This is a genomic window from Halalkalibacter sp. HAAS-P014 (assembly GCF_056619965.1).
The window spans coordinates 83,637-109,163 of record NZ_JBWQTV010000014.1 but is presented as its reverse complement, the minus strand read 5'-3'; the positions used below and the strand labels follow the sequence as shown (position 1 = coordinate 109,163).

34 protein-coding genes are annotated in these 25,527 nt (G+C 36.6%); 12 read left to right on the top strand and 22 right to left on the bottom strand.

The window, feature by feature from the left end; genetic code table 11:
* Nucleotides 1-258 precede the first annotated feature (258 nt).
* Both AC1FXZ_RS12000 and AC1FXZ_RS11995 read left to right on the top strand, forming a co-directional pair.
* Complete coding sequence (locus tag AC1FXZ_RS12000; protein WP_480053893.1) at nt 259-729, top strand: antibiotic biosynthesis monooxygenase family protein; 471 nt, start codon at nt 259-261, stop codon at nt 727-729.
* 320 nt (nt 730-1,049) lie between these two features.
* Nucleotides 1,050-1,775, top strand: coding sequence for a cytochrome c biogenesis CcdA family protein (locus AC1FXZ_RS11995; protein WP_480053891.1), 726 nt, complete (start codon nt 1,050-1,052; stop codon nt 1,773-1,775).
* Between the two features lie 84 nt (nt 1,776-1,859).
* On the opposite strand, the gene AC1FXZ_RS11990 is transcribed toward AC1FXZ_RS11995, so the two are convergent.
* The 3 genes from AC1FXZ_RS11990 to AC1FXZ_RS11980 all read right to left on the bottom strand — a co-directional run bounded on the left by AC1FXZ_RS11990 (nt 1,860) and on the right by AC1FXZ_RS11980 (nt 4,622).
* Nucleotides 1,860-2,594, bottom strand: coding sequence for an EcsC family protein (locus AC1FXZ_RS11990; protein WP_480053889.1), 735 nt, complete (start codon nt 2,592-2,594; stop codon nt 1,860-1,862).
* A gap of 76 nt (nt 2,595-2,670) precedes the next feature.
* Entirely contained in the window at nt 2,671-3,882 is a 1,212-nt protein-coding gene (locus AC1FXZ_RS11985) for an ABC transporter permease (RefSeq protein ID WP_480053887.1), read from the bottom strand.
* A complete protein-coding gene (locus AC1FXZ_RS11980; RefSeq protein WP_480053885.1) occupies nt 3,879-4,622 on the bottom strand; it encodes an ABC transporter ATP-binding protein in 744 nt (247 codons plus the stop codon). The genes AC1FXZ_RS11985 and AC1FXZ_RS11980 overlap by 4 nt, the downstream gene beginning before the upstream one ends.
* Before the next feature lie 374 nt (nt 4,623-4,996).
* On the opposite strand from AC1FXZ_RS11980, the gene AC1FXZ_RS11975 reads away from it, so the two are divergent.
* From AC1FXZ_RS11975 to AC1FXZ_RS11955, 5 genes are all read left to right on the top strand, one after another.
* Nucleotides 4,997-5,431, top strand: a complete 435-nt coding sequence (locus tag AC1FXZ_RS11975) for an HIT family protein (protein ID WP_480053883.1) — start codon at nt 4,997-4,999, stop codon at nt 5,429-5,431.
* 209 nt (nt 5,432-5,640) lie between these two features.
* Nucleotides 5,641-6,726, top strand: a complete 1,086-nt coding sequence (gene serC / locus AC1FXZ_RS11970) for a 3-phosphoserine/phosphohydroxythreonine transaminase (RefSeq protein WP_480053881.1) — start codon at nt 5,641-5,643, stop codon at nt 6,724-6,726.
* A gap of 252 nt (nt 6,727-6,978) precedes the next feature.
* Nucleotides 6,979-7,323, top strand: a complete 345-nt coding sequence (locus AC1FXZ_RS11965; RefSeq protein WP_480053879.1) for a YtxH domain-containing protein — start codon at nt 6,979-6,981, stop codon at nt 7,321-7,323.
* A gap of 183 nt (nt 7,324-7,506) precedes the next feature.
* A complete protein-coding gene (locus AC1FXZ_RS11960; protein ID WP_480053877.1) occupies nt 7,507-8,100 on the top strand; it encodes an HTH-type transcriptional regulator Hpr in 594 nt (197 codons plus the stop codon).
* Nucleotides 8,101-8,240: 140 nt separating this feature from the next.
* Nucleotides 8,241-8,783: a DUF3267 domain-containing protein gene (locus AC1FXZ_RS11955; protein WP_480053875.1), complete on the top strand. Its 543-nt coding sequence runs from the start codon at nt 8,241-8,243 to the stop codon at nt 8,781-8,783.
* A gap of 65 nt (nt 8,784-8,848) precedes the next feature.
* Here the strand turns inward: AC1FXZ_RS11955 and AC1FXZ_RS11950 are convergent, their stop codons facing one another.
* Nucleotides 8,849-9,439, bottom strand: a complete 591-nt coding sequence (locus AC1FXZ_RS11950; protein WP_480053873.1) for a YpmS family protein — start codon at nt 9,437-9,439, stop codon at nt 8,849-8,851.
* Nucleotides 9,440-9,616: 177 nt separating this feature from the next.
* Between AC1FXZ_RS11950 and AC1FXZ_RS11945 the strand changes: the two genes are divergently transcribed.
* Entirely contained in the window at nt 9,617-9,796 is a 180-nt protein-coding gene (locus AC1FXZ_RS11945) for a hypothetical protein (RefSeq protein ID WP_250095910.1), read from the top strand.
* Between the two features lie 69 nt (nt 9,797-9,865).
* Here the strand turns inward: AC1FXZ_RS11945 and AC1FXZ_RS11940 are convergent, their stop codons facing one another.
* The 3 genes from AC1FXZ_RS11940 to AC1FXZ_RS11930 are packed head-to-tail and all read right to left on the bottom strand — an operon-like array spanning nt 9,866 to nt 10,241.
* The gene (locus AC1FXZ_RS11940; protein ID WP_480053897.1) at nt 9,866-9,952 is read right to left on the bottom strand and encodes a YjcZ family sporulation protein; all 87 of its coding nucleotides are present in this window, start codon (nt 9,950-9,952) and stop codon (nt 9,866-9,868) included.
* Nucleotides 9,953-10,012: 60 nt separating this feature from the next.
* Complete coding sequence (locus AC1FXZ_RS11935; protein ID WP_480053871.1) at nt 10,013-10,123, bottom strand: YjcZ family sporulation protein; 111 nt, start codon at nt 10,121-10,123, stop codon at nt 10,013-10,015.
* Between the two features lie 34 nt (nt 10,124-10,157).
* Entirely contained in the window at nt 10,158-10,241 is an 84-nt protein-coding gene (locus AC1FXZ_RS11930; RefSeq protein WP_088102685.1) for a YjcZ family sporulation protein, read from the bottom strand.
* A 175-nt stretch (nt 10,242-10,416) separates the two neighbouring features.
* Between AC1FXZ_RS11930 and AC1FXZ_RS11925 the strand changes: the two genes are divergently transcribed.
* Nucleotides 10,417-11,319, top strand: a complete 903-nt coding sequence (locus AC1FXZ_RS11925) for a foldase protein PrsA (RefSeq protein ID WP_480053869.1) — start codon at nt 10,417-10,419, stop codon at nt 11,317-11,319.
* Nucleotides 11,320-11,484: 165 nt separating this feature from the next.
* Here the strand turns inward: AC1FXZ_RS11925 and AC1FXZ_RS11920 are convergent, their stop codons facing one another.
* The 10 genes from AC1FXZ_RS11920 to AC1FXZ_RS11875 form a co-directional block, all read right to left on the bottom strand.
* Nucleotides 11,485-11,760, bottom strand: a complete 276-nt coding sequence (locus tag AC1FXZ_RS11920) for a sporulation YhaL family protein (protein WP_480053867.1) — start codon at nt 11,758-11,760, stop codon at nt 11,485-11,487.
* A 63-nt stretch (nt 11,761-11,823) separates the two neighbouring features.
* A complete protein-coding gene (gene yhaM / locus AC1FXZ_RS11915) occupies nt 11,824-12,783 on the bottom strand; it encodes a 3'-5' exoribonuclease YhaM (RefSeq protein ID WP_480053865.1) in 960 nt (319 codons plus the stop codon).
* Between the two features lie 157 nt (nt 12,784-12,940).
* The gene (locus AC1FXZ_RS11910; RefSeq protein ID WP_480053863.1) at nt 12,941-14,305 is read right to left on the bottom strand and encodes a sensor histidine kinase; all 1,365 of its coding nucleotides are present in this window, start codon (nt 14,303-14,305) and stop codon (nt 12,941-12,943) included.
* Complete coding sequence (locus AC1FXZ_RS11905; protein WP_480053861.1) at nt 14,302-14,985, bottom strand: response regulator transcription factor; 684 nt, start codon at nt 14,983-14,985, stop codon at nt 14,302-14,304. Before AC1FXZ_RS11905 ends, AC1FXZ_RS11910 begins: the two co-directional genes overlap by 4 nt.
* A 360-nt stretch (nt 14,986-15,345) precedes the next feature.
* Nucleotides 15,346-15,768 carry a hypothetical protein gene (locus AC1FXZ_RS11900; protein ID WP_480053859.1) on the bottom strand — a complete coding sequence of 141 codons (423 nt, stop codon included), beginning with the start codon at nt 15,766-15,768 and terminating at the stop codon, nt 15,346-15,348.
* Nucleotides 15,769-16,154: 386 nt separating this feature from the next.
* Nucleotides 16,155-16,910: a membrane protein insertase YidC gene (gene yidC, locus AC1FXZ_RS11895; RefSeq protein ID WP_480053857.1), complete on the bottom strand. Its 756-nt coding sequence runs from the start codon at nt 16,908-16,910 to the stop codon at nt 16,155-16,157.
* Nucleotides 16,911-16,939: 29 nt separating this feature from the next.
* Complete coding sequence (locus AC1FXZ_RS11890; protein WP_480053855.1) at nt 16,940-17,212, bottom strand: hypothetical protein; 273 nt, start codon at nt 17,210-17,212, stop codon at nt 16,940-16,942.
* A 163-nt stretch (nt 17,213-17,375) separates the two neighbouring features.
* Entirely contained in the window at nt 17,376-18,218 is an 843-nt protein-coding gene (locus tag AC1FXZ_RS11885) for a Cof-type HAD-IIB family hydrolase (protein WP_480053853.1), read from the bottom strand.
* A 606-nt stretch (nt 18,219-18,824) separates the two neighbouring features.
* Entirely contained in the window at nt 18,825-19,175 is a 351-nt protein-coding gene (locus AC1FXZ_RS11880; RefSeq protein ID WP_480053851.1) for a YlbF/YmcA family competence regulator, read from the bottom strand.
* A gap of 111 nt (nt 19,176-19,286) precedes the next feature.
* Nucleotides 19,287-20,426 carry a DUF445 domain-containing protein gene (locus AC1FXZ_RS11875; protein WP_480053849.1) on the bottom strand — a complete coding sequence of 380 codons (1,140 nt, stop codon included), beginning with the start codon at nt 20,424-20,426 and terminating at the stop codon, nt 19,287-19,289.
* Nucleotides 20,427-20,560: 134 nt separating this feature from the next.
* On the opposite strand from AC1FXZ_RS11875, the gene AC1FXZ_RS11870 reads away from it, so the two are divergent.
* The 3 genes from AC1FXZ_RS11870 to AC1FXZ_RS11860 are packed head-to-tail and all read left to right on the top strand — an operon-like array spanning nt 20,561 to nt 21,518.
* The gene (locus AC1FXZ_RS11870) at nt 20,561-21,028 is read left to right on the top strand and encodes a hypothetical protein (RefSeq protein WP_480053847.1); all 468 of its coding nucleotides are present in this window, start codon (nt 20,561-20,563) and stop codon (nt 21,026-21,028) included.
* Nucleotides 21,029-21,084: 56 nt separating this feature from the next.
* Nucleotides 21,085-21,300: a YheE family protein gene (locus AC1FXZ_RS11865; RefSeq protein ID WP_480053845.1), complete on the top strand. Its 216-nt coding sequence runs from the start codon at nt 21,085-21,087 to the stop codon at nt 21,298-21,300.
* A 50-nt stretch (nt 21,301-21,350) separates the two neighbouring features.
* Nucleotides 21,351-21,518, top strand: coding sequence for a hypothetical protein (locus AC1FXZ_RS11860; RefSeq protein WP_480053843.1), 168 nt, complete (start codon nt 21,351-21,353; stop codon nt 21,516-21,518).
* Nucleotides 21,519-21,574: 56 nt separating this feature from the next.
* Here AC1FXZ_RS11860 and AC1FXZ_RS11855 read toward each other — a convergent pair whose 3' ends face one another.
* The 5 genes from AC1FXZ_RS11855 to AC1FXZ_RS11835 all read right to left on the bottom strand — a co-directional run bounded on the left by AC1FXZ_RS11855 (nt 21,575) and on the right by AC1FXZ_RS11835 (nt 25,526).
* Nucleotides 21,575-21,820 (bottom strand): hypothetical protein, encoded by a 246-nt coding sequence (locus AC1FXZ_RS11855; RefSeq protein WP_480053841.1) that lies wholly within the window; start codon nt 21,818-21,820, stop codon nt 21,575-21,577.
* Between the two features lie 58 nt (nt 21,821-21,878).
* Nucleotides 21,879-22,091, bottom strand: coding sequence for an alpha/beta-type small acid-soluble spore protein (locus AC1FXZ_RS11850; protein WP_480053839.1), 213 nt, complete (start codon nt 22,089-22,091; stop codon nt 21,879-21,881).
* Between the two features lie 197 nt (nt 22,092-22,288).
* Entirely contained in the window at nt 22,289-23,818 is a 1,530-nt protein-coding gene (locus AC1FXZ_RS11845) for an acyl-CoA carboxylase subunit beta (protein WP_480053837.1), read from the bottom strand.
* 10 nt (nt 23,819-23,828) lie between these two features.
* Nucleotides 23,829-24,608: an enoyl-CoA hydratase-related protein gene (locus AC1FXZ_RS11840; protein WP_480053835.1), complete on the bottom strand. Its 780-nt coding sequence runs from the start codon at nt 24,606-24,608 to the stop codon at nt 23,829-23,831.
* A 12-nt stretch (nt 24,609-24,620) separates the two neighbouring features.
* Entirely contained in the window at nt 24,621-25,526 is a 906-nt protein-coding gene (locus AC1FXZ_RS11835) for a hydroxymethylglutaryl-CoA lyase (protein WP_480053833.1), read from the bottom strand.
* Nucleotide 25,527: the final 1 nt, after the last annotated feature.

Sequence of the window (25,527 nt, the reverse complement as noted above, 5' to 3'; positions counted from 1 at the left end):
CGGCGATGGCTCTCTCTCTGCTCGTCTCTATGAGAAACCCACTCATAGCGACTTAACACCTTGCAGAGGCTCGCTCATCGCTTCGAGTTTGTCAAAAAAGGTATAAACCGACCTTTTTTGACAAACTCTATTATTTACTATACCCGTCTTAGTGGAGTTCATAACAGTTGCAAGGTTATTTGGCGTTGGGATACACTTATTTACGAATGAACTTTCCATTCGTTTCATTTGATAAGGAAACTACTAGGAGGGGTTACGATGAAAAGGGCGAGCTTTATTAACCTTGAAGATGGAGAAAAGTTAGAGTTAAGTGGAGTAGAAATGCATGGTGAAACTGGTAAATCCGTTTACTTAGAACATGAAGTCAATCGTGATAACACGCAACATTATGAGATATTAAGCGAGATTGGGCCATTAAACCAGAAAGGTTATGTCGTTATAAATAATATACCAGTCTCAGAAGAAGGTCGACACGCGTTTGAAGAGCGTTTTCAAAAAAGAGCTGGACTCGTTGAAGGAGAACCAGGTTTTCAAGCTTTACGTATATTACGCCCACTCAGTGATGATACATATCGAATCATGACAATTTGGGATAACGAAGAGTCTTTTAAAAACTGGCAAACATCAAAGTCATTTGAAAATGCACATAAAAAACGTGGGACCTCATCGGCGATGCCGACAGCTATTTTTCCAAGACCTTCATTTGTTACTACCTATCAAATCAAATAGATTAAAGGAATGGAGTTTCAAAAAAGGACAACTTTCTCTTTTTGAAACTCCTAATGCTTTACATTTATAAAAAACGGAGAATTGCATTAATAGATATTTGATTTCGTCAATAACCCACCTCACTCTATAGGCTAAATTTTTTTACAACCTTATGACCTTTCCGTGAACGTTTTTATTTTTTTCATCATACAAAGAGAGAATCAGTTACAATAAATAAGAAAAGCTAAAAAATTGATTCATATTTTTAAAATGGACTAGAATAGACTAAAGTACATTTTACTTTTAACGAGTTACTTTTTTTATTAAGGATGTGTTCATGCATGACTGAGGTTACTATTTGGCTCGCCTTTTTGGCAGGCGTCATTTCATTTTTGTCGCCATGTGTTTTCCCTCTAGTACCAGCTTATTTAGCCCAATTAACTGGCACAAATATTTCAGATAATCAGATTCAAGCTGATCGAAAATTAATCTTATCTCGAAGCATTGGCTTTATTATTGGTTTTACAACTATTTTTCTTTTTCTAGGAGCCTCTTCCACAGTCATCGGTCAAGCATTTTGGGGTAATCGCCAACTTATTGAACAAATCGGAGGAATTATTATCGCTGTCTTTGGGTTACAAATGATGGGGGTTATTTCTATACGGATGCTATTAAGTGAGAAGAAACTTTCCGTTAAACCGAAGAAATCATCCAGTTTTGCTAATTCAGTCCTGCTTGGTTTCTTATTTGGAACAGGTTGGACACCATGTATTGGACTCGTACTTTCATCCATTCTTTTCCTTGCAAGCCAATCAGACACGATGTGGTCAGGAATGTTTATGTTACTAGTATATTCAATCGGTTTAGGAATTCCATTTCTACTCGTTGCTCTTTTATGGTCTCGCTCACTTAATAAGGTACGTAAATTGAATAAGTGGCTCCCAACAATACAAAAGGTAAGTGGTGGAATGATGGTTGTTCTTGGTGTTTTACTTTTCACAGGTCAATTCGCGGTCATTTCTGCGTATTTAGCAAGACTAGCACAATCCCTTCCTTTCACTATTTAAGAGGTGGTTTGTGTAGCCACGTATTCTACAATAGAAATAAGGTTGTCTCCAAGGTTCGTTATGAGCCTTTTGGAGACAACCTTTTTATTCTGGCAAAGACGATAGCCATCTTATTCGGTAGCCATTCATCGCTGTTTCTCCAAGCACATCAAGGAAACGATAATTCGCTGCCGCCCCAACTATTGCACCAAATCCGGGGATAAGCTGTAACATCTTCGGTAAGTCAATATAATCACGGTAATCTAATTGAAATGCCTTCCAATTGAAATTTGCTAAATATTCTTCTTTATCAGGGAGATTTTCTTTCTGTAATTCCCACTCTTCTAGCTGTTGAATAAGTCGTTCTCGCTTCTCTTCTCTTGCAAAAGCGAGTTGAAAAAGGTATAGAACAAATAACCTTTCACGATAATCGCGCACATCATGCCCATAAGCCGAAGCCACATCAAAAAGAAACTTCATCTTTATGCTAAGGAGCAACGGAAAGTCTACCATTCCTAGCAATATTCCACCAGCACCCGTCCCTGCACCTTCAATTGCAGCCGTACGCTTATAGGATGTTAGTAACTGTAATACTTTCTCTTCTCTTTGTTTAAGACTAAGTGCTTCTTCGGGTTGTTTCTTTGTTGTATATTCAGAACCAACCAATGTTGCGTGGACCATGTTCTTTATACTTGCCGTTACAAACGAATGAACTTTTTCCGGAATCATACCATTCATTTTCGTTTGTATACCTTTTGTATATCGACCAAATACGGATTGCCTTTTTAACAACCTTCTCTTCCATCTTGTTAGTTCTTCTTCAATTTCTTTTTCATACATGCCGACCACTCCATTGTAATACGTGTTTAAAATAGACCCCTTTTCCTTATTAATGCTAGAATTAGCAGGAAGATGCCTATTTTTTTCGTTTGTGGATCAGTTTCTGGCTCGCGATGTAGCTATAAATTCCTCCTATTATAAGAGAAGCAATCGCAAGTATGATGGTCGAAGTAGCAAGTAGAACCCCCACCAATAAAGCAGTCATCAGCAACAACAATCTGAATGAAAGCTCTGTTAAAGCCGCTTTCTTTTCACTCTCACTAACAGGGTATAGATCTACCCACATATTCGTGTCGTAATGATACCACAATGTCGCTAATTGATTTGTTGCAAGATGCATAAAGAGCAATAAGACGACTAGTTGAAGTAAGCCACTTGGTAATGCAATGAGAACAATAGCTGAAATTAATATCAATCTTATGTAGATACCGGCATAGTCATTGGAACGTATAAACGAACGCACAAACAAATAGTGATACACAGATTTCTTTGAACTTGCGATTACATCGAAAGTCCACTTCAAGTATTTTCTCGGCCTAACTTTATTTCGTAATTGCGGAACATCTGTAAATGCATTTGCAATTCTGTAAAAGAATAACAACATTGATTGTTCCACTTCAATGAGATGGTCCCACTTAATCGAAAGCTCCCGAGCTAATCGTCTATAGTAAAATTGATATAGGCAAGCCAGGATTATAAATATCGCGATAAGGTAAAGTCCATTAGCTCCAGAAAATAATAGAAAAGTAAAAACAATGTTGAGAATTCCCCTTAAAATAAAATGAGACTGTCTTTCTATCTCACTTTGAAATCGTTGCTCTTCAAAGCTCGCAAAAACATTCCATACCTTTACTAATACTAGCATGAAGAACACAAGCAATAAGCTACCAACGTGATTTGCTAAATACTTCGCGAATAAAGGAGAAAGCACAACAAGAACAAGCAAAATGGTCGCACTCTGCAAACCAATACTGTACCATTTAGATGCGTTAAAGTATCGATCTAATTTTGACTCATATGGAAGTAGAAAAACAACATCTGCTGGCTTTACAAAAGTTCGAACACCACTTCTTGTAAGGAAATGGGCAAACACCGCCACAAATACCCAAACAGCAGGAAATGTTTCTGGTAACCAATCTAAAAAAACACTATAGTAATAACTACCTATTATAATTAATACGTATACCGTAAAAAGCAGACCACTATTTCCAATTAAACGTAAGTAACGAATCGCCATATTCCAGTAGGCGTGTACTCGCTCTCTCCACAACGTCATACCGTCATTCATACTATTTCTTCCCTTGTCATTTCAATATAAATCTCATCCAATGTTGCATTAGGTAGCTTTAATTTCTTTCGCATTTCATCAAGTGATCCTTCTAGTACAACTTTGCCTTGATGCAAAATAATAAACCGATCACAATAGCGTTCTGCTGTCGCTAAAATATGAGTAGACATTAATACAGCTGCGCCTCTGTTTTTCATGTCATTTAGTAATGTTAAGAATGATTGAATCCCAATTGGGTCCAACCCTACAATTGGCTCATCCACAATATAAACGGGTGGCTCTATTAGAAAAGCACTCATAATCATCACTTTTTGGCGCATACCTTTGGAAAAATGACTAGGAAACCATTTCTTCATTTTCTGCATTCTAAACTCAATAAGGAGTTTCTCTGCTCTTTTTTCAAATAGCTCCTTTTCCAGTCCATATGCTAAAGCAGTGAGCTCTAAGTGCTCCCATAATGTTAATTCATCATATAGTATTGGTGTTTCAGGAATATAAGCATAGGATCGTCGATATTCATTAACACTATCATGGAACCTTCTTCCTTGAATTGTCACTTGTCCTTTTTCTGGTTGAAGAAGCCCTAAAATATGTTTAATGGTTGTACTTTTTCCTGCTCCATTTAAGCCGATCAAACCAACAATCTCGGATTGATTCACATGGAAATCTACATCATGTAAGACTGGCTTCTTGGGACGATATCCACCAGTTATTCCTTCTATTTTCAATACCTCTGGCATTTATACAACAACTCCTTTATCTCCTTATCTTACCAAAACTCTAGTGCGATTCTCTAGTCTAATGACAAAGGCTTGCTTTCTTCGACACAAAAAGAAGCTGCCCTCATTCATCACGGGTTTGGAATAGAAAAATTGGTCATACTTCAATTATGGCGTTAATTCAAAAATGCCTCTTGATGTATCTTGAGCTTCATAAACTAACAACATCCGATAAAGAAAATGACAAGCGAGCTATTAGGGATTTTTCATTAAGTTGAGGCAAGTTTGTGAAGATGAACTATAGGATTTGGAAAAATCGCCAAGGAGCTTGCAACCTTGACAAGCTCTCATGTATAGTGGGTTTAGATGATCAAAATTTTTGGAAGGATGATTAGATGACAACGAATTCAAACTGTATTTTCTGCAAAATTATACAGGGAGAAATCCCCGCTGCAAAAGTGTATGAAAATGAACATGTTCTAGCATTTATTGATATAAGTCAAGTAACAAAAGGACATACATTAGTCATTCCAAAAAATCATCATCAAGATCTTTTTGACTTACCAGAGGAAAGTGCCAAGCAGATCTTCTCTGCCGTACCGAAAATAGGAAAAGCTATTAAACAGGCTTATCAAGCTGAAGGATTAAATATCGTCAATAATAATGGTGAAATGGCTGGACAAACCGTATTCCATTATCATGTACACCTTATTCCACGCTACGGAAAAGGCGACGGTTTTGGGGCTGTTTGGAAAGACCATAGCTCAGAGTACAAAAGTGAAGATTTGCAGCAAATAGCTAAAGAAGTTAGCGTGTTTCTTAAAGCGTAGAACGTTCTTAATAGAATGTATATGATTTACACTATTTCGACTGTTATAAGGCTAATCAGATATTCTGATTAGCCTTATCTTAGTGAAACATTCTCAATCGAGAACTTTCTGAAAACACTAAAAAAAACGCACATTCTTATTGTAATTATGGTACGATAATGAAAGATTAAGTCATTAACGTGGTGAAGAGATAAAGGAGTGGAGAGAGCATGACTACAGTATACAATTTTAATGCTGGTCCATCAGCATTACCAAAAGAAGTTTTAAAAAGAGCACAAGAAGAATTAACAAATTTTAACGGTACGGGAATGTCCGTTATGGAGCTCAGTCACAGAAGTAAAGACTATGAAGAAGTGCATCAACAAGCCATTGACCTCTTAAAAGAACTATATAACATCCCAGAAAATTATAAGGTTTTATTCCTGCAAGGTGGCGCTAGTTTACAATTTTCCATGATTCCTCTTCAGTTTCTAAAAGAAGGAAAAATTGGGAATTATGTTTTGACAGGCTCATGGTCTGAAAAGGCATTAAAAGAAGGAAAGCTAATTGGTAATACAGCTATTGCCGCTTCAACAAAAGAAAATCAATATAAAGCAATTCCTGATTTAAGTGCATTGCAATTTAATGACAATGATGCATACGTGCACTTAACATCTAATAACACAATCTTTGGTACCGAGTGGGCTGATTTTCCTGAAATTACACATGCCCCTTTGATTGCGGATATGTCGAGTGACATTCTTTCTCGTCCAATTGATGTTGAGAAATTCGGGCTTATTTATGCAGGTGCACAAAAGAACCTAGGTCCATCTGGAGTAACAGTTGCTATCATACGTGAAGATCTTCTTGAAGAAAACGTTGATCACGTCCCTTCTGTTTTACGTTACAAGACACATGCGGATGCTAATTCTCTTTATCATACACCACCAACGTTTTCAATTTATATGTTAAATCAAGTTTTAACATGGGTGAAAGAGCAAGGTGGAGTTAGTGGAATTGAAAAACGTAATCAAGAGAAAGCAAAGTTAATTTATGATGCAATTGATGAAAGCAATGGCTTTTACCGTGGACATGCTGAGGTAAATGCTCGCTCATTAATGAATATCACGTTTAACCTTCCTTCAGAAGAGGATAATAAAAAGTTTCTTGCTAAGGCAAAAGAGCTTGGTTTTGTCGGGTTAAATGGCCATCGTTCTGTTGGGGGTTGCCGTGCTTCAACGTACAATGCTGTTCCATTAGAAGCTTGTATAGCCTTACGCGAATATATGGACTCTTATCGCAAGAACCACTCATAATAAGATTTATCACAACATCAAAGGTTCTGACCCACAGCACACTAAACGGAAGAGACCGTATAGTTATGCTTTATTACAGGGTCAGACCTTTCTTTACTAAGAGATATAATTACAGACACATTCAGATCAGGCCACAAAAAGATAACAGTACTATGACACTTTACTTTAGGAAAATTAGTTCGCCCATCTTCTACCCTTCCATCATTACTCTAGTAGGGGACGAAATAACAAGTATGAAAGGTGGATTTTTCAATGAATGCTAAGTCCTTACTAACTGGTTTTCTAGCAGGTTCAACGATTGCAGTCGTAACCACTTTACTAACGGCACCGTACTCAGGTAATCAAACTCGTTCCAACTGTAAGACAAATGCTAAAAAAATTAAGAATGATTTTATACAGATTGCTACAGATAGCCAAACAGCAGTTAACCAATTAAAAACGACTGCAAAAATCGGAAAAGAATCATTTAAAACTGTTGGTGAGGATGTTAAAGAATCTGTTAATCGTTGGCAAAAGGATATTGAACCATCATTACATCAACTAAAAGAAGATATAGACGCTTTGCAAAGAAATGTAGCAAATGCCAAAAAGCAGTAAATCTAAACATATATTGGATCTATTCACAAAAATAATTTTCGAAAAGTTTTTAATTCGCTAATTTTTCACTTTCCTTTTTATTTACATCTTGTATAATATATAAAAAGCAAAAATATTCAGAAATAATTTTTCATGCGTATGGAAATCTTTTAAACTTACATGTTTTTCTTAGGGGGGAGAATAATGGATCAACAGTTACCTAGCTCCTTAAAACAATCAGTCATTTTTAGTCATAAGGTAGCACAGCTAAGTAAGGCACTTTGGAAGTCAGTTGAGAAAGATTGGCAAACTTGGATCAAACCGTTTGATTTAAATATTAATGAACATCATATTCTTTGGATTGCTTATCATTTAGATGGTGCCTCTATATCAGATATAGCTAAATTCGGAGTTATGCATGTATCAACAGCATTTAATTTCTCTAAAAAATTGGAAGATCGAGGACTCCTTCATTTTTCAAAAAAAGAAAATGACAAGCGAAACACTTATATTTGTCTGACAAATGCAGGTCATGATTTATTTTTAAAAACTCTTGAAGCCTACCAACCTGATACGTATGGCGTGTTCGAAGGAGCACTGCCAATTCGTGACCTTTATGGAAAATTCCCTGAATTATCGGAAATCATGAGTATTCTGAGACATATTTATGGTTCTGACTTTATCGACCAATTCGAACAATCGTTATCCAAGTTCGATGAAGATTTCATTGAAGAAAATGGTAGGTTAACGAAAATTAAAGCGAGCGAAGAAACTAAATATTCAAGTGAAGGAGCCTAGTATAAACTGAGGCTCTTTTTTTTCCTTTAACTCAAAACTCACTCAATTTGTCGAAATCAACTTTTTTTTGTCATTCCTATTGATTTCTTTTTGAAATGGGAGTAAATTATTGAGTGAATTAAAGGAGGTGCAGCACTTCAATGAACTGCTGGAAAACTATACGTATAAACCGTGATTACGGTACGTTGCGCCTAATGATGTACTCTGGATGCACAATGCTTTTTTCTTTTTTATTTTATTATTTGGCAGTAAGTTCAATCATACCAACAACAGAATCACCTAATGTTGGCTTATTACTATTTATTATGAGTATTTTAGGAGTTATTATATTCCACAAAACTCTGCACATTATTCCGATTTGGATGTGTGGAAAAAAAGCATTATTAAAAATAAACTGGATTTCTTTATTCCCTGTTATTTCAGTAAAATTCGGAAAACCTCTATCTCGTAATCTTTATTTATTAGCACTCTTAACACCCGTTGTAACAATTACAACCGTTAGTGCTCTTGCATCAATTGCTTTTCCAATGTACATAGCGTACATTTCAATTTTAAGCTCTATTCATTTCGGAATAGCCTTCTATGACTTACTTTATGCTTCTTACTTACTTAAGGCACCAAAAAATAGTTACGTCGAAAATCATGAAGGTGGTTTCCATATTCTCATTAAACAAGCAGCTTAAACTTATCTAAGAAGAGACTCTCTTGTGAAGGAATAAAGATCCTTATTTGAAGTAGTCTCTTCTTATTATTTAACGAGCATTTCGAGTTCAATTTTGTCATGCTCTAAATCAAATGTAATAAAACGAAACATGATTGAATCTTGTTCCTCTATTTGAATGTCCGTTATTTTCACTTCAATCATACGTTCACTCGGATGTATGGCGATCCAGTCGGGCAATTCAATCCAACTACTTAGTAATGGCAGTAATTGTTCTACCGGTAATGTAATAAAACTAACTGAAAAAGAATGCACTTCTAATAATAAATCTCCATTAGGTGCTACATGTGGTTTAAAGTTAATTAATACTGGAATACCTTGATTAAGTACCTTAAATGACGTTCTAAATTGTACATACTCATCCATTAACTCCACCTGGTAAGAGTTCTCGCCAGCCCCTTCGAGTATCTTCTTTGAAATAAGTACATTTAATTTATCTTTATTAGTTTGGATAAGGAAAGTAGCCTCCTCTTTTATTGGCTGTTGCAGTGTTAGCTGCTCTTCCTCTATCACAGGTAAAAACTGTTTAACAAAAATGAAAAGAGCGAAAATGATAACAGTGATGATCCCAACTAGTGAAAAAAAGGCGATTTTCCACAATTGATATTTCTTTTTCATTTAATTTCCCTCGTCTCTAGATGTTCCTTTTAATTTCCCCTTTTTCTTATGCGCCAAACAATAGCTTTTAAAACTGTTCATATCAAAAATAAAATTAAATAAATTTATTAATTTCCTATCTTTTTCACTCATTTTTTGATAAAGTTTAATTATCATTGCTTGTCAGGAGGCAACTACATGCTCTTCTTTATTATATTTTTTGCATTATTCATTTTGTTTGTAATTAATTCTATGACCGATGCTCTATGTTTGAAGCGAGAAATCCCTTCAGAAAAGCAACCTAAGCTTTTTAGAACGATTAATATCCTTATGACTATTTTATTGACTTCCACATATGTAAAAATATTATTCACATAAGAAGAGTGAGTGACTTCCAAGTCCTCACTCTTCTTTTTATATCGTGCAAATTAGCTTATATTGAGACTTTTAGTACATCCACGTTGCACCAATAATTACTAACAAGATAAACAATACTACAAGTAACGCAAATCCTCCGTGATAAGTGTGAGACACAAGTATCCCTCCTTACTAAAATTCACCTGAGTCACTCTTAAAGAGAAGTTGGTAGTGGTATTACAACCAAGCTGCACCTACAATTACTAATAGGATAAACAACACCACAATCAACGCAAATCCTCCGTGATAAGTGTGAGACACAAGTATCCCCTCCTTACTAAAATTCATCTGAGTTACTCATAAAGAGAAGTTGTTGGTGGTATTACAACCAAGCTGCACCTACAATTACTAATAAGATGAACAACACCACAATCAACGCAAATCCTCCGTGGTATGCGTGAGACATAATAACACCTCCTCTTTGCTTTGTTACCACATCCTATGTAACGAAAAACAAATTCGTACTAGGCACATGACCTAGGTTTTGAAACTTCAGCTTTTAAAATTATTTCTCTCGCAGCCTTATATATGTTATAGTTAGGTCTGTGTATACAGAGGAAGAGTTGAGGAGTGAATAAGTTATGAAAAAGAAGTTGATAGCTGCGTTTGGACTTGCATGTATAATGACATTAGTTGCTTGTAATGACGAAAATATTGCAGTTGATGATACACCAGTAGCCATTGTCGATGGACATGAAATTACAGAATCAGATTTTGTTGATTTACTTAAAACTAGACATGGTACGACGATCCTTGACGAGATGGTTCAACGTCAACTACTTGAACAAGCAGTTGAATCTGTTGGAATTCCTGAAGAAGATGTAGAACATGAACTTGAGCAATTACGAGCGGAGTTCGGTGTTGAAGATGATGAAGAACTCGTAGACTTTTTACAAAATCAAGCGAATTTACCGATAGATAATTTTGACGACTTTGTTATGGATTTCATTTTAATTCCACTTGCACTCCAACAGTTAGCGACTGAAGATGTTGGAGAAATTTCGGAAGAAGAAAAACGTGATTTCTTTGAAGAGAATGAAGACCAACTTATAGAAGTTCGGGCAAGCCATATACTCGTTCCAGACGAAGAGACAGCGAACGAAGTGTTAGAGAAAATTGAAGCTGGTGAAGATTTTGCTGAATTAGCAGAAGAATACTCAACAGATGCAGGAACTGCTGAGCGTGGTGGTGATCTAGACTTTTTTGCAAGGGGTGGAATGGTGGCCCCATTTGAAGAAGCTGCTTTCTCTTTAGAGATTGACGAGATTAGTGAACCAGTTGAGTCTCAATACGGTTATCACATTATTAAAGTAACGGATCGTACAGAGCCGACGTTTGCAGAACACGAAGAAGAAATCGAACAGATTTTAATTCAACAACGTTCTAAAACAACAGAAGAAGTAATGGCCGAATTATTTGAAGATGCAACTATTGATATTAAAGACTCTCGCTTCTCCAATTTATTGAATGAAGACATGAACTAGTAAAAAAAGCGTTGAGGGATTATCCTCAACGCTTTTTTTATATTTCCCCTCTTCCATAAGCTGGGCCGTATCATAGTAAAAAAAATGAAGAAGTCTATATCTATAAAGGTTTAAATAAAAATAAGCAGAGAGAGCATTACGTATGAGCTCTCTCTGCTTACTAATTTAGCCTTTATTTATTTTCCGACGCTCTCTCTCCTGTTGCAAGCGCTCCATATAAATATTTCCTTCAGTTTCAATCCATTCTTGCTCCGTTTGTTTATCTTCTAAAGTATACTTTACAGCTAAGTAACCACTTAAAATAATACCGGCAACAACAAAGTATACCCACCATGGACTAGATAACAAAAAAGCTCCGAATGTTGTCTGAGTTAAGATGAACCCAATTGCAAGGATGGCTAATAAGATTAGTGCATATTGTTTACTAGGTTTCTTTTTCATTTTGTACCCCTCCATGCTTTGTATCGTTTAGTTAATACTATGTACAAGCATATGAGGTTAGAACTAATAATCTAACGGTGGTTCATGGAAACCCGGTTTATAGAAGCTTCGATTATCCATCGCCATTACCCTCTCAGAGAACTGCCCCGGTTGTACTCGTTCAAGTGCTCTATCCATCATGTTCATCTTTGCATCTATATTATCAATTAAATGTAACACTTCGGCTTCACGAACGACCGGAACTTTGGGGCTTCCCCACTCTCCTTTACCATGATGGCTCAAAATCAGATGCTGAAGGATTAAAACCTCTTCGCCCTCAATATCAAGTTCCTTGGCAGCCTCAGCAATTTCACTAACCATAATAGAAATATGCCCTATTAACTTACCTTCTAATGTGTAGGAAGTATCAATTGGCCCCGATAATTCTCTAACTTTACCTAGGTCGTGTAAAATAATACCGGAGTATAACAAATCAGTATCAAGAGTAGGGTACAATTCAGCTAAACTCTTTGCCACTTTCAACATAGACACAACGTGGTAAGCAAGGCCTGAAACAAACTCATGATGATTTTTAGTAGCCGCAGGTGATTCTAAGAATGCCTGCTGATGCTTCTTCAATAAATGTCGTGTAATTCGTTGAATGCTAGCATTTTTCATTTCAAATATATATTGCGTGATTTCTTCAAGCATATCGTCTGGTGCAATAGGTGCCGAACGTACAAAATCAGCTATCTTCACTTGATCCATAGCTGTTGTAGGGCGAATACTGCTAATCTTCATTTGCAATCTTCCACGATATTCAGAGATCTCTCCTTGCAGATGGACAATTACTTGACTTGTGAAAGTAACTTCATCGTCAGGAGAGCACCCCCATAACTTTGCCTCTATATCGCCTGTATGATCACTTAGGATTAACGTTAAAAAGGGTTTCCCGTTACTTGCTATTCCTTTTACTGCAGACTTAATTAAGTAATACGTTTCTACTCGATCTCCAACTTGTTGAAACCGGATCCCCTTACTCATTTATTTCACCTCAACTATATCGATTTCTTAAATTATAGCATATAGATGTAAGATTCAAATAAGAATAGGTTAGGAACATACAACTCAGGTATAAATAAAAATAAGAGGCAACTAAAAAAGGATCGTTTCCCTTTTCAGTAGCCTCAAATAACTACACTTACTTTTTGCTTTTCATTCTGTTATTTGCAACCTTAGGTAAATAAATAGAAAATTTCACACCTGTTTCCGTATTTTCTACTTTTTGAAAACCACCGTGTAACTCCGTTATCCTTTTAACAATAGCAAGTCCCAATCCAAATTTCCCTTTATTCCCCTTGTAAAAAGGATTGAAAATTTGAGGTAGGTCGTTAGTTGGTATCGAATCACCATTATTCTCAACAGTAATGACAACGTTTTTGCCCATTAGCGTTGCTTTCATCCATATGGTATCCTTCGCATAGCGCAGGGCATTTTCAACTAAGTTCTCCAATAACACTTCTAACTGCTCAATATCTCCTAATAAACGAGTATCTGCACCCTCAACCAGTATTTTAACATCTTCTCTTTGAACCCTAAATCGTTCTTCAATTTGAAACGCAATTTGTCCAAATACAATCTCTTCATGCTTTGGCGTTTCTTCTTTTAAAGAATCCAACTTTGTATAATACAGCATATCAATTACTCGGCGTTCCATTCTATTTGCCTCTTCAATGATAACATCCATTGTTTGTTCCATATTATCTTTAGGCAAAATGCCATCCTTAACTGAGTGGGCATAACTTTTTATCACCATAATAGGTGTTTTCAGTTCATGAGAAGCGTGTTGAATAAAAGTCTTTTGAGCACGATCATAAAGATTTAAATTTTGGCGCATTCTCTCAAATTGATCTGATAAGCGCTGGAAATCTTCATCACCTTTCCATTTTAAAGGTTCCTGCCAATCACGGTTTGCTATTTGTTCCAAATGATTTCCGAGAATAATTAGTGGCTGACGCAAATAGCGTTTTAGCCATATAGCAGGTAACAAGCTTAATCCACTTGTTAATAAAAGGATATAAAGAAGTCGTTCCCACAACCTATTTACCATTTGATCACGATAAGTATCCCACATATATGAAATATGAAATGCTGGGTTATCATCGATTTGAGCTTTTGTAATAACATAAAAAACAGTCGCACCACCGTATTGAATTTCATATCGACCACGATTTGCTTCTTGTCTATATGCATTCTGAGCCATCTCCTGCAATACTTCCTTTGGAGGTGGTGCACCTTCAGTAGCCCGTCCAAGTGTATCGTAAATCAAAAAGTGACCTACTCGGCCCGGATCGCGATCCGTAAATTCATGTTCATTTCTCGGGTTGATTAAATCAAGTAAAGGATAAGCACTTCTAATTTGTTCATGCTCAATAATACGGTATGTTTCTTCGGTCATCGTCTCTTTAATGGAGATAGGATAAATGATAATGATTGACAAACCAACTACAACAATAATAGAAATGAACGCAAGCCAAATTCGCTGCGTTAAGTTAACTTTAATCATGAAGACAGAATCCTATACCCATATCCATATAATGTTTCAAGATGAATACGAGGCATTTTCTTTCTTACCCTTCTCACTACATCGTCTACAGCACGTTCAGAACCGAAGTAATTTTCACCCCATACATGTTCAATAATCTTCTCTCTTGAAAAAGCTTTACCAACTTCTCCTGATAAGAGTAAGATAAGATCCATTTCTTTCGTCGTTAAATCGACTAATTGATCACCATCTGCCTCCTCATCGACAACCGTCCTGCCAATTGGATCAATTGTATATTGGTTTAAATCAATTTTCTTTTGTTCTTGTGTTGGTACTCCATATACACGATTTAACAATTTTTTAGCTCGTATAATCAACTCTTGTGGGAGGAAAGGCTTTGCCAAATAATCATCACTTCCCATCTCCAGACCTAACACACGATCTAAATCTTGGTCTCTAGCCGAAATGAAAATAACAGGTATATCTGTCTTTTCTTTAATACCTTTTAATAATTGGTATCCATCCGTTCCAGGTAACATAATATCTAGAATCCATAAGTGAGGCTTTTCCATTATCGCTTCACGAGCTACATCCCCATCATGAAAGACTTTAACTTTCCAGCCTTCTTTCTCTAGATAAGCTTTCAAAACCTCAGATAAATTTTCTTCATCTTCCACTAGATAGACGAGATAATCAGTCATCCTCGTTCCTCCTTAACTATTTCAATCAGTCGTTTATTTTATATTGTATCTTATTTTTATTAATGAAACGAGTTTCGTGTAACAACTAAGTGATAACTATAGACATTTACAACTTTTTTCATAATTTTCTTGTCTAGTACCTTTGAATTAGTAATTACAGAACGGAAGTAATTTACTTTTTATTCCTTTTCTCGAACATTCGAGGAGGTTTTTCTTATTTCGATATTTCCCGGGTAAACTGTCGATATAAGAAATTCCCCAGCAAGAAAATAAAACAACACACTATATGAATACACAAATAAGCCGCATTCACATAGTGTGCTCTTCAATATTAGTTTTACTTTCAATACAAGCTTCCAATCACGCAATCGCTGCGATCGCTGTTAAAGCAGCTAGTGGTAAAATCAATCGACCCCATCCAATTGGTCGAGGATATGGGCCATAAGGAATTGGTGGATAATAAGGGTACGGTGGGAAAGGTGGATAAAAGAATGGATTATAGAACCTTTCACTTCCTCCAGCTCGTGCCATTGGCTCTTGTGGATATTGTAAATACGCGTGATCATATCCTTGACCATACTGATACATTGAGTGAGCATCCATACCTTGCATCAGTTGCGCTAAGTCCATATAATTGCCCATTTCATCAAATGGAACGATTACGTGTACATGGTGATCATCTACATGATCTATAATTCCAGTAAGAGTCTGTGCATTATCCAGCTTTAATTGGACTGGATGGTGTAAGTATTCTTGACATTGGCTTTTCATGCTGTAGTTCATTTCTATCATCCTCCTTTTTCCGTAACAGCCTATTCAGAAAAATTAGATGGGTGAATGCCAACTGCTATTCATGACGTTCTCTTACTGATGACATAAAAAACATAAAAAGCATAGTGCAGTTTATAGGCACCATGCTTTTCTATGCTATTGACTTTTACTTATTCTAAGGCTAATTTCACATACTTTGTTGTTTTTGGGCTTGCGTGTATTCACATGTTCGTTCCATTTCGCTCCAGTCACTCGCACCCGCTAGGAGGTGCCTAGCCTCCTCGGCTGCACCTGTGGGGTCTCGCCCCTACCTCTAAATCCCACAGGAGTCGAGTGACTTCCGCTTCATTTCACTACGAGTAGAAATTGTCTAATAGCACCAATCTTTACCAAACAGCCTATCCTAAAGATTGCTTTTGTTCAAGACGCGTTATTGTAAAATATGTTTGAAGGATCATAAACACATTCCCGACTACCCAATACAATGAAAGCGCTGAAGGTAACGTCATGCCTGCTACAATGATCATAACTGGCATAATGTACATAATGATTTTCATTTGGTCATTTATTTGTGGTGATGTCATTTTCACTTGTAAAAAGGTTGTCATTCCTGCAATAAGAGGCAACACAAACAATGGATCTGGATTCCCTAGATCAAACCATAAAAACGTATGAAACGCGATTTGCTCCGTTCTCATAATAGCGAAATAAAAAGCCATCATAACAGGCAGTTGTATAAACAAAGGTAGACAGCCTGCCATTGGATTCACACCATTTTGCTGGTACAGAGCTAGAAATTCTCTTTGCATCTCTTGTTGCTTTTTTGGATCAGATTTCGAAATACTTTTATATTTTTTTTGCAATTTTTCCATCTCTGGACGCAACACTTGTAATGCTCTTGTACTTTTTTGTTGCTTCAACACCAGTGGTAATAGACATAATCGAACTATAATCGTGACAAGCACAATAGCAAGACCATAACTTCCATTAAAGAGTTCGGCCACATAGATAATTAACCAAGACATTGGATAGACGAAAAAGTGATTCCAAATCCCTTCAGTGTCTGAAGTTATAGGTGTTTGTTCCACACTACCACAAGCAGTAAGACTTACTAAAATGCCACAAAAAAGTAAAAACAAAACAATTTTTTTCACGAAAATTCCTCCTTGTTGTTCTAATAATCTTAATAAAAAACAACAAGTTTAGAATCTTCATCATCTTGATTTTTATGATCACTAATGGAAGGAATTTTAGGACGGTATTGTTTATTAGAGTAATGTACCAAAAGTGGATTAAGCTGGTCTTCATCATTCATCTGAATATGGCTATTCTTCCAATTAGTACGAAGTTCCCATTCAAATAAAGAAATGTTTGCTTTCGTAAAAGCAGCCACAATTAACACAGTCATAACAACCGTAATCCATAACATCGTCATATCAGTGATAATTTCAATCATCCCAATCCACCTCCTCCATATTTGATGAGATCATTCTACCACACAAGTTAGTACAAACAAAATTAAGCCACTCCTTGCTTATAGTCTTACCGTTTTCTTACTTGTCCCAATATAAAATGCACCAGCCTATGTTTCGGCTGATGCTCTTAACCCTATTATTTAATTATAATTCCACTCTTAACTGCTTACGAAAAACTTCACGTATCATATACGATACACCATTCTGATCGTTCGATCTCGTCAACCAATCAGCCACTTCTTTAACTGATTCCGTCGCATTCCCCATCGCAACACCAAGTCCAGCTTGACTAACCATCTCAACATCAGTATTTTGTGATCCAACCGCTACCATCTCGTCAAAACTAATACCTAAGTATTGGCCTAACACTTGTAATCCTTTTGCTTTTGAGACACCCTCACTAACAATCTCAAACCTACCGGACGCAGATTCAAACAAATTGACTCCATCGACAACTTCTTCTATTTGTCTAATTGCACGTTTTTGGTCTTCTTTTTCAAAGAATTGTACTTGAATCTTTTGTGGAGCGATTGGTTCTTTCATCAGTTGTTCACAGACTGAATCAACAAATGTAATTGGATAAAGTAACGGATCTCCTACACCAATAGTCATTTTGGCAATTAAGTGATTTCGTTGTCTGACCTTATTCCCAATTGAGTAATCCTCATGCAAAACGCGAATATGACAATCGTATCGCTCGAGAATGTCGACAATCTGTAAGGCTTTCTCTTCTTTCAATCTTCTAACAAAGATAGGTTCATCTACCTCCGAAGCAATAAAAGCCCCATCACTTGTAATTAAACAACCATCTACTTTTAGAGCTTTGGCAATTTTTTTAGCCGATTGATACGGTCTAGAAGTCACTAGTGTTACATACACTCCTTTTTCCTTCGCATACTCAATCGCATCCTTCGTTTGTCTACTAATTCGAGCATTAGGTTTTAATAATGTTCCGTCGATGTTTAGGGCTAGTAATTTGTATGTCATAGTCGTCAGTCCCCCTTCTTCCTGTTGTCCCAATGTGCTGAGCTCCCTAAGAAATAAATAGGCTTGCTCTTTATTAGTTAGACTATGAACACTACTCAGTTATTAGAACCTAGACGTAAGGACAATTGTTTTTTATACTTTAAGTTGTTAGGAATATCAATTAAGAATGAGCATTTTCCGTGTTATGATAAATTAAATGAGAATCAAATTAATCTCTAGTAAAACATTTGAAGGAGTACTTATGAAAAACGTTGCCTCATATTATCTATATCCTATTGTTTTTTTCTTGGTGCTTTCTGGTTCACAATTGTATCAGCAAGACATGCACACTATCCTGATGACCATCTTAGCTTCCATTTCTATGGGGGTTCTTGTTGGTATAGTTATTCATGTCGCAATCATAATAAAGAAAAAAGTGTCTAAATAATAAAAAAAGAGAGGCTGTGCCAAAAGGTGTTATTTTGACCTTTTGAAACAGCCTCGAACCGACTTTAGAGACAGCACCTCAACACGTTAAATGAATGAATTAAAATGTAGTGCATATTATATAGGTAACTATTTCAAAAAAGGAAGACTCATTAAGAGTCCCCCTTTATTTCCATACTATTATTGTTCAGGATTACCATAGATTTCTTCAAGTGGCTCTGTGATAATTTTGTTCACATCACCAATAATTACACTTAGGCGTTGTTCAGCTTCCATTAACTTAGAAATTAGTTCATGTTGTTGAACTAATTCAAATTGTTGCTGTGCTTGTTGCGCTTCTTCTTCAGAAATTTGAATCCCTTGCATTTGCTTCTGTTGAAGTTCTAGCTGAAGCTTACGGAAATTATCAAGCATTCTCTTTGCTACTTCATCTGCATCAATTTGTGCGTGTAAAGACTTTAACGTTGTAAACTCTTCACTTTCTGCTAGTGTACTCTTTAATTCATGTGCTTTGTCATAAACATTTGACATTATGTACGTCCTCCTAAAAATTTAGTCCTTCCGACTATAACATGTTCGTTCAAGCATTGCACCCGTTCACTCAAATTCTGAAAACAAAAATTTATAGTCAATGGTAAAGGGTTACCCAATAATAGTTACAATTAAACCTTGGATAAACCCAATCATCCCACCAAGCACAGCACCTAGATACGTAATCATCTTAAATTCCCTCTTGGAAATTGACAATACGAGTTCTTCCAAACGTTCTACTGAGAATGTTTGAACTTGCTCGCGAACAATCTCATCAAGATGAAGACGTTCAAGTAACGTTTCTAAATGGCAACTTATCAAATCTAAGATCGTCGCTACAGCTTTTGGAATAAGTTCCGTTTCTATGAACTCTTCATAAGGCCCACTCCACTTAGATATCGGTTGTTCAAGCATTTTAAATAGTGGTAATTGCCTTTCTAGAGTATTGGTTATAAAAACTACAACTTCTTCGTCATTTATGTAGCTTTCTACTTCTTCTACCTTTTTCTGTTTAAGTTTCATCCATTCTTGCTGTAACAATTGATTTAAAAGTTTATTCGTTCCATCGTCATTCATAAATTTAATTAATTCAGGTTGTACTTTGTCAACTAATCGATCATTACCTAAAAACATAGAAATCATGTTTCCAAGCGTTCCTTTTTGCACAAGAAAACGATCAATCATCTCACTTACCTTTTCTTTTCCTTTTGGACTTTCCAAAAATGCTTGTCCACGGTCTAAAATATAATCTGCCAGAGCAGGAAGGTTTGATTCTATATTATCTTGTATTGAACTAGGAAACAGTTGATCAAGAGTTTTATCACGATTGGATTCAAAAAAATTAGAATATCCATTCTTAACAACTGCTTGTACTTTCGTTCGCAACATTTGTTTTGGATCGTCGACATCAAAGTGCTGCTCTACTAAGCTAGACACACTTTGCTCGCTTTTTATTAATTTTCTTGCTTCTATCTGAAGCCATTCAGTCAGTCCTTTCGAAAAAGTTGTACTTTTTAACTTTTTTCCAAGGCCTTCTGCTGTTAATAAATAATCAACTACCAACTTACCGAGTTGTTTAGCTAACTCATCATGTCGTTTTGGAATTAATCCTGGTGTAAAAGGAACACGCCAAGAACCAATTCTCATCTCTTTATATGGCCTAAATAACATTTTTATAGCAAGTGAATTCGTCAAGCCACCTATTACTGCGCCGACGACGACCATAAAACTAATTAGAAACAATGTTTGCAAATTGTTAACACCCCTTTTTCATTCACCAAATAGGCATCTATCACATAGTATACGATACGTCGTTATACCGTGCTAGTTCATAATACCTTTTTAAAAGATTGAGGTTCCCCCACATTCAAAGGAGGTCCTTACAAATGAAAATCATATCATTAAAAAGTCATCAATGGGAACAGTATCGCAGACCAACATTAAATTTTGTTAAGCGTCATGATAAAACTGGTACGACTTCTTGTTACTCTTGGTTATTTAAACTAAAAAAGCATCATTTCCACCAACCAGGCACATGTATTCAAATAGCTCTATGGGAGGGGAAAATTATTGCTGTCGGTGCTGTTTCTGATTATGGGACAACAAACTCAGCTTTTATTATTGCACCAAAGTACAAACAAACACAAATTCAAAGGAACTTATATAATTCAATTCTAGATGAACTTGGTGTTTGTTATACAAAAATTCGTTATGATGACAAACAACGAATCAAATTTGCACTTCAAGCAGGGCTTGTCTGTTTTGCCTATCTTAAAAAGGAGGATAACCAATTATACCTTTGGTTTGGTGGGGGACATTGGCATACGGATGATATAACTGAAAAAGAAGCATAACTTCTATTTACGTATGTGGTATAGTAATAGAAAGCGCTTACCACAAGGAGGATAACATGTTATCTCATTTTCAATGGAAGGAACTTCGCAATAATCTCTTACGTCGAGAGTGGTCTTTTTCATTTTTTTATGAAGGTCAATATGTAACTGGTATTTATCATAAAGACGGCCAGATTGATTGGCAAAGCTCAACATTAGCAGATGAGACCAAGTTAAAATTAGAACCTCAAATACATGATTTAATGCTCTATCACATTTACGAGCAGCACTAAGCGAATAAAAGTAATGCTCTTTGCCACCCTAATAATAAAGGGGTGGTAAGATGAAAAATCATAAAGAATCAAAATTTGAAGGTCGCGACAAAAAATACGTCGATGTTGATCGGATGATTAATGAAGGTCTTGGTGGCGGCACTACCCATGGCCGTCAATCTGGAATTATTGAAGAATCACGAGGGGACCTTGAACAAGAAGACCCACCAGCAAAATAATATTAAAACAGACAATAAAATCCCCCCTTACTCGTATGATTCGAGGGGGGATTTTATTATTGCTCCTGTACCAAGTACACAGAGGAAGTTCCACAATGATCGCATTTTAAATAATGTGGACATTTTTCCTCTTGAAAATCATCCTTAACGCCATTACTTAATTTCGTTAAATCTATTGGCAAATAAGCATCATACTTTTCATAATAATCCATAATTCTGCCATAATCGTTTTGCTCTTTTGAACAAGTATCACAAGTAATTTTCAATGAATCCATTCCATTACAAATTGGACACATTCCCATAACGATTTCTCCTTAAAAAATAAGGGGTGAGTTAACTCACCCCTTTAATCCATATATATTATTGTTGTTGTGTTCCACCCATTTGTTGTTCAGCCATTTGAACTAGGCGTTTTGTAATTTCTCCCCCTACAGATCCGTTTGCACGAGATGTAGAGTCAGCTCCAAGGTTAACACCGAATTCTGAAGCAATCTCATACTTCATTTGGTCAAGTGCTTGTTGTACACCAGGTACAAGCAATTGATTTGAATTGCTATTGTTGTTACTTGCCATGTGTCTCACCTCCTTGTGTACTTATAGTGTGGGTTTTTTTGTTCTTGTTATGTACAATATTTGTTGATAATTTTTGGAAACCCCGTAATCAAAACTGTTTATTATAAAGAAAAAAAGGCAATAGCCAATTAAAATAGCTACACACCTTTTATGTTCTACATAATCTTATTTAGATAACGGACGTCTAAACTTTTTAATTAAACGGGGTACACAGGATGTTTCCTATCGCTGAAATGGATTTTCTTCGATGAATATGCTTCAAAACGATTTGTTAATTCCTGGCGAAGATCATCACCATTAACGACTCCATCTATAACAAGTTCAGAAGCTAGTCGATACACATCGATATCAGATTTATATTGTTCTCGCTTTTCTTTGATAAAATGATCACGTTCGTCCTCTGGAAGTTCTGCTATTTTATTCGCATACACTGCATTTACAGCAGCTTCAGGGCCCATTACAGCAATTTGAGCTTGTGGCAGCGCTAAACAGCAATCTGGTTCGAACGCCGGTCCAGCCATTGCGTACAATCCAGCTCCATATGCCTTTCTAATAATAACAGACACCTTTGGTACAGTTGCTTCTGACATCGCAGCAATCATTTTTGCTCCATGACGAATGATTCCCGCTCTTTCAACCTTTGTTCCAATCATAAATCCAGGAATATCAGCTAAAAATAATAATGGGATATGGAAAGCGTCGCAAAGCGTAATGAATTTAGCAGCTTTATCAGCTGAATCATGAAATAAAACGCCACCCTTTGCTTTTGGTTGATTCGCAATGATTCCAATTGATCTTCCATCCATCCTTGCAAGCCCAGTTATTAACTCCGGCGCAAATAACTTTTTCAATTCAAAAAAACTATCCTCATCTATTAGCCGATCGATTAAATCATACATATTAAATGGTGCATTTTGATTAGATGGTATTAAATCATTAATGGTTTTTTCAGAGGGTTTTACTTCTTTTGCTTGTTCTAAAGTGGGTGCTTTTTGAAAATTAGCTGGAAAGTATCGCAAATAATCTCTTGCAAGTGCAATTGCTTCTTGTTCAGTATTTGCAAGTATATCTCCACAACCCGAAACCGAACAATGCATTTTCGCTCCACCCATTTCTTCAAGTGTTACTTTTTCTCCGATGACCATTTCAGCCATTCGAGGCGAGCCAAGGTACATCGAAGCATTCCCTTCAACCATAATGACAGCGTCACAAAAAGCCGGAATGTAAGCTCCACCTGCTGCAGAAGGCCCAAACAAAATACATAATTGTGGCACTCTTCCAGATAATTTAACTTGATTATAGAATATTCGACCTGCACCTCTTCGCCCGGGAAACATTTCAACTTGATCTGTTATTCGAGCACCAGCTGAGTCAACTAAATAAAGCATAGGTACTTGGAGTTTTTCAGCTGTTTCTTGGATACGAATCATTTTCTCAACAGTCTTCGCTCCCCATGAACCTGCTTTAACCGTTGAATCATTAGCAAGCACACATACTGTTTGACCATTGATAGTCCCGACACCTGTCACTACCCCATCTGCAGGTAAGCCGTCTTCTTCTCTATTTGCAAATAACCCGTCTTCTAATATGGTCCCTTCATCAAACAACAGTTTGAGCCGATCTCTAACAAATAACTTTCCTTTTGATTGGTTCATTTTATGGTATTTCGAATGGCCACCTTGCTGAATCGAGTTAATCTCCTCTTCAAGCCTCTTTCTAGAAGACATATTTCCCCTCCTATTCCCCTTTATAATAAGGTTTTCTCTTTTCATGAAAAGCAAGCAATCCTTCTAATCGATCTCCCGTAGAAATTAACTTTTCATACGCATTCCCCTCAATCGTCAGTGCCGTTTTCAAATCAACTTCTGCTCCTAGCTCCACTACCTTCTTTGCCTGTCGAACAGCGAGTGGGCCATTGTTAGCTATTAAGTCAGCTAATTCACAAGCCTTCTTCAGTACATTCTCTTGTTTTTCGGAATGCTCTACTAACCCGATTTCTTTTGCTTCAGCACCTGAAATTCTCGAAGCTGTATAGATTAATTCTTTTGCCTTCCCTTTACCAATTAATCGTTGTAAACGTTGAGTCCCACCTGCCCCAGGAATGATCGCAAGAGATGTCTCAGTGAATCCATACGCTCCCGTCACACTACCAATACGTAAGTCACAAGCTAAAGCCAATTCTAATCCTCCACCAAATGCACTTCCATTCATGGCTGCAATTGTCGGTTGCTTCAGGGCTGCAATTCTATTTATGGTCATGCGAATTTTTTGGACAGCAAACCTTACCTCTTGCTCATTCATTTTTTTGCGTTCCTTTAAGTCTGCACCCGCACAAAAAGTATTTGTATTCTTACTTGTAAAAATAATCACCCGTGCTTCTTCTGAATTCTCTACCGTTGTTAAGAAATCATTAAGTTCACGCAACAATTGAAGAGAAAGTGCATTGGCTTTGTTTGGTTGATTAAGAGTTGCCAAAATAACGCCTGTTTCTTTTTGTTCAATTAAAAGCGAATTCATTTGACAGCCTCCTTATCTTTTTTTGGCACTAGCTAGTTGTAGACGATGACTAGGTAATGGCCTCTTTAAATAATCTTGAATCCAAGTCGCACAAGTTGTAATCTTATCCAAATCAACGCCTGTGTGTACTCCCATTCCATCAAACATGTAAATAATATCTTCTGTAGCAACGTTTCCAGATGCCCCTGGGGCATAAGGGCAACCACCAAGCCCTCCAACAGCTCCATCAAATGCGCGGACCCCTAAGCGGTAAGCAGCAAAAATATTAACTAAAGCCGTTCCACTTGTATCATGTGGATGCAATGCAATTTGATTGAGGGGGATCTGTTTAGAGACCTCCTTCAATACCTCTTCTACTTGATTCGGCGTGGCAACACCGATTGTATCTCCTAACGAGAGTTCATCTACGCCTAATTCCATTAATCGATAAGATATAGATTGCACTTGTTCCAGGCTAACCTTCCCTTCATAAGGGCAACCAAAAACAGTTGAAATATAACCACGAACCCTCTTCCTTGCATCCTTTGCATCTGAAATAACTTGCTGATAAGTTTGGAATGTCTGCTGAATTGTTTTGTTCACATTTTTTTGATTATGTGTTTCACTTGCCGATAAAAAAATAGCTACTTCATCAATTCCAGCTTCTAGTGCTCGTTCTAACCCTTTTTCGTTTGGAACAAGAGCCCCAAACGTCACATTCGCTTTTCTTTTTGCACCTCTAGCAACATCATAGGCATCAGCTAAATTCGGAATCCATTTAGGGTGTACAAATGATGTTAGCTCAATATAGGGAAGGCCCGTTTCGACCAATTGATTAATCCACTCTACCTTGGCGTCTGTATGAACAAAGTCTTTTTCATTTTGCAAGCCGTCTCTAGGGCCAACTTCGCGTATTTTCACCTCAATTTTTCTGGACAAT

Excerpts from the sequence above, each read along its gene's own strand:
- AC1FXZ_RS11885 (WP_480053853.1), bottom strand. The coding sequence starts at position 18,218 with ATGACATACAAATTACTAGCCCTAAACATCGACGGAACATTATTAAAA.
- AC1FXZ_RS11920 (WP_480053867.1), bottom strand. The coding sequence starts at position 11,760 with ATGAAAAAGAAACCTAGTAAACAATATGCACTAATCTTATTAGCCATC.
- AC1FXZ_RS11860 (WP_480053843.1), top strand. The coding sequence starts at position 21,351 with ATGAAAAATCATAAAGAATCAAAATTTGAAGGTCGCGACAAAAAATAC.
- AC1FXZ_RS11840 (WP_480053835.1), bottom strand. The coding sequence starts at position 24,608 with ATGAATTCGCTTTTAATTGAACAAAAAGAAACAGGCGTTATTTTGGCA.
- AC1FXZ_RS11935 (WP_480053871.1), bottom strand. The coding sequence starts at position 10,123 with ATGAATTTTAGTAAGGAGGGGATACTTGTGTCTCACACTTATCACGGA.
- AC1FXZ_RS11960 (WP_480053877.1), top strand. The coding sequence starts at position 7,507 with ATGGATCAACAGTTACCTAGCTCCTTAAAACAATCAGTCATTTTTAGT.
- AC1FXZ_RS11865 (WP_480053845.1), top strand. The coding sequence starts at position 21,085 with ATGTTATCTCATTTTCAATGGAAGGAACTTCGCAATAATCTCTTACGT.
- AC1FXZ_RS11945 (WP_250095910.1), top strand. The coding sequence starts at position 9,617 with ATGCTCTTCTTTATTATATTTTTTGCATTATTCATTTTGTTTGTAATT.
- yhaM (WP_480053865.1), bottom strand. The coding sequence starts at position 12,783 with ATGAGTAAGGGGATCCGGTTTCAACAAGTTGGAGATCGAGTAGAAACG.
- AC1FXZ_RS11925 (WP_480053869.1), top strand. The coding sequence starts at position 10,417 with ATGAAAAAGAAGTTGATAGCTGCGTTTGGACTTGCATGTATAATGACA.
- AC1FXZ_RS11955 (WP_480053875.1), top strand. The coding sequence starts at position 8,241 with ATGAACTGCTGGAAAACTATACGTATAAACCGTGATTACGGTACGTTG.
- AC1FXZ_RS12000 (WP_480053893.1), top strand. The coding sequence starts at position 259 with ATGAAAAGGGCGAGCTTTATTAACCTTGAAGATGGAGAAAAGTTAGAG.
- AC1FXZ_RS11845 (WP_480053837.1), bottom strand. The coding sequence starts at position 23,818 with ATGTCTTCTAGAAAGAGGCTTGAAGAGGAGATTAACTCGATTCAGCAA.
- AC1FXZ_RS11870 (WP_480053847.1), top strand. The coding sequence starts at position 20,561 with ATGAAAATCATATCATTAAAAAGTCATCAATGGGAACAGTATCGCAGA.
- AC1FXZ_RS11995 (WP_480053891.1), top strand. The coding sequence starts at position 1,050 with ATGACTGAGGTTACTATTTGGCTCGCCTTTTTGGCAGGCGTCATTTCA.
- AC1FXZ_RS11980 (WP_480053885.1), bottom strand. The coding sequence starts at position 4,622 with ATGCCAGAGGTATTGAAAATAGAAGGAATAACTGGTGGATATCGTCCC.
- AC1FXZ_RS11990 (WP_480053889.1), bottom strand. The coding sequence starts at position 2,594 with ATGTATGAAAAAGAAATTGAAGAAGAACTAACAAGATGGAAGAGAAGG.
- AC1FXZ_RS11890 (WP_480053855.1), bottom strand. The coding sequence starts at position 17,212 with ATGATTGAAATTATCACTGATATGACGATGTTATGGATTACGGTTGTT.
- AC1FXZ_RS11950 (WP_480053873.1), bottom strand. The coding sequence starts at position 9,439 with ATGAAAAAGAAATATCAATTGTGGAAAATCGCCTTTTTTTCACTAGTT.
- AC1FXZ_RS11850 (WP_480053839.1), bottom strand. The coding sequence starts at position 22,091 with ATGGCAAGTAACAACAATAGCAATTCAAATCAATTGCTTGTACCTGGT.
- serC (WP_480053881.1), top strand. The coding sequence starts at position 5,641 with ATGACTACAGTATACAATTTTAATGCTGGTCCATCAGCATTACCAAAA.
- AC1FXZ_RS11985 (WP_480053887.1), bottom strand. The coding sequence starts at position 3,882 with ATGAATGACGGTATGACGTTGTGGAGAGAGCGAGTACACGCCTACTGG.
- AC1FXZ_RS11975 (WP_480053883.1), top strand. The coding sequence starts at position 4,997 with ATGACAACGAATTCAAACTGTATTTTCTGCAAAATTATACAGGGAGAA.
- AC1FXZ_RS11930 (WP_088102685.1), bottom strand. The coding sequence starts at position 10,241 with ATGTCTCACGCATACCACGGAGGATTTGCGTTGATTGTGGTGTTGTTC.
- AC1FXZ_RS11905 (WP_480053861.1), bottom strand. The coding sequence starts at position 14,985 with ATGACTGATTATCTCGTCTATCTAGTGGAAGATGAAGAAAATTTATCT.
- AC1FXZ_RS11910 (WP_480053863.1), bottom strand. The coding sequence starts at position 14,305 with ATGATTAAAGTTAACTTAACGCAGCGAATTTGGCTTGCGTTCATTTCT.
- AC1FXZ_RS11855 (WP_480053841.1), bottom strand. The coding sequence starts at position 21,820 with ATGGGAATGTGTCCAATTTGTAATGGAATGGATTCATTGAAAATTACT.
- AC1FXZ_RS11900 (WP_480053859.1), bottom strand. The coding sequence starts at position 15,768 with ATGAACTACAGCATGAAAAGCCAATGTCAAGAATACTTACACCATCCA.
- AC1FXZ_RS11965 (WP_480053879.1), top strand. The coding sequence starts at position 6,979 with ATGAATGCTAAGTCCTTACTAACTGGTTTTCTAGCAGGTTCAACGATT.
- AC1FXZ_RS11880 (WP_480053851.1), bottom strand. The coding sequence starts at position 19,175 with ATGTCAAATGTTTATGACAAAGCACATGAATTAAAGAGTACACTAGCA.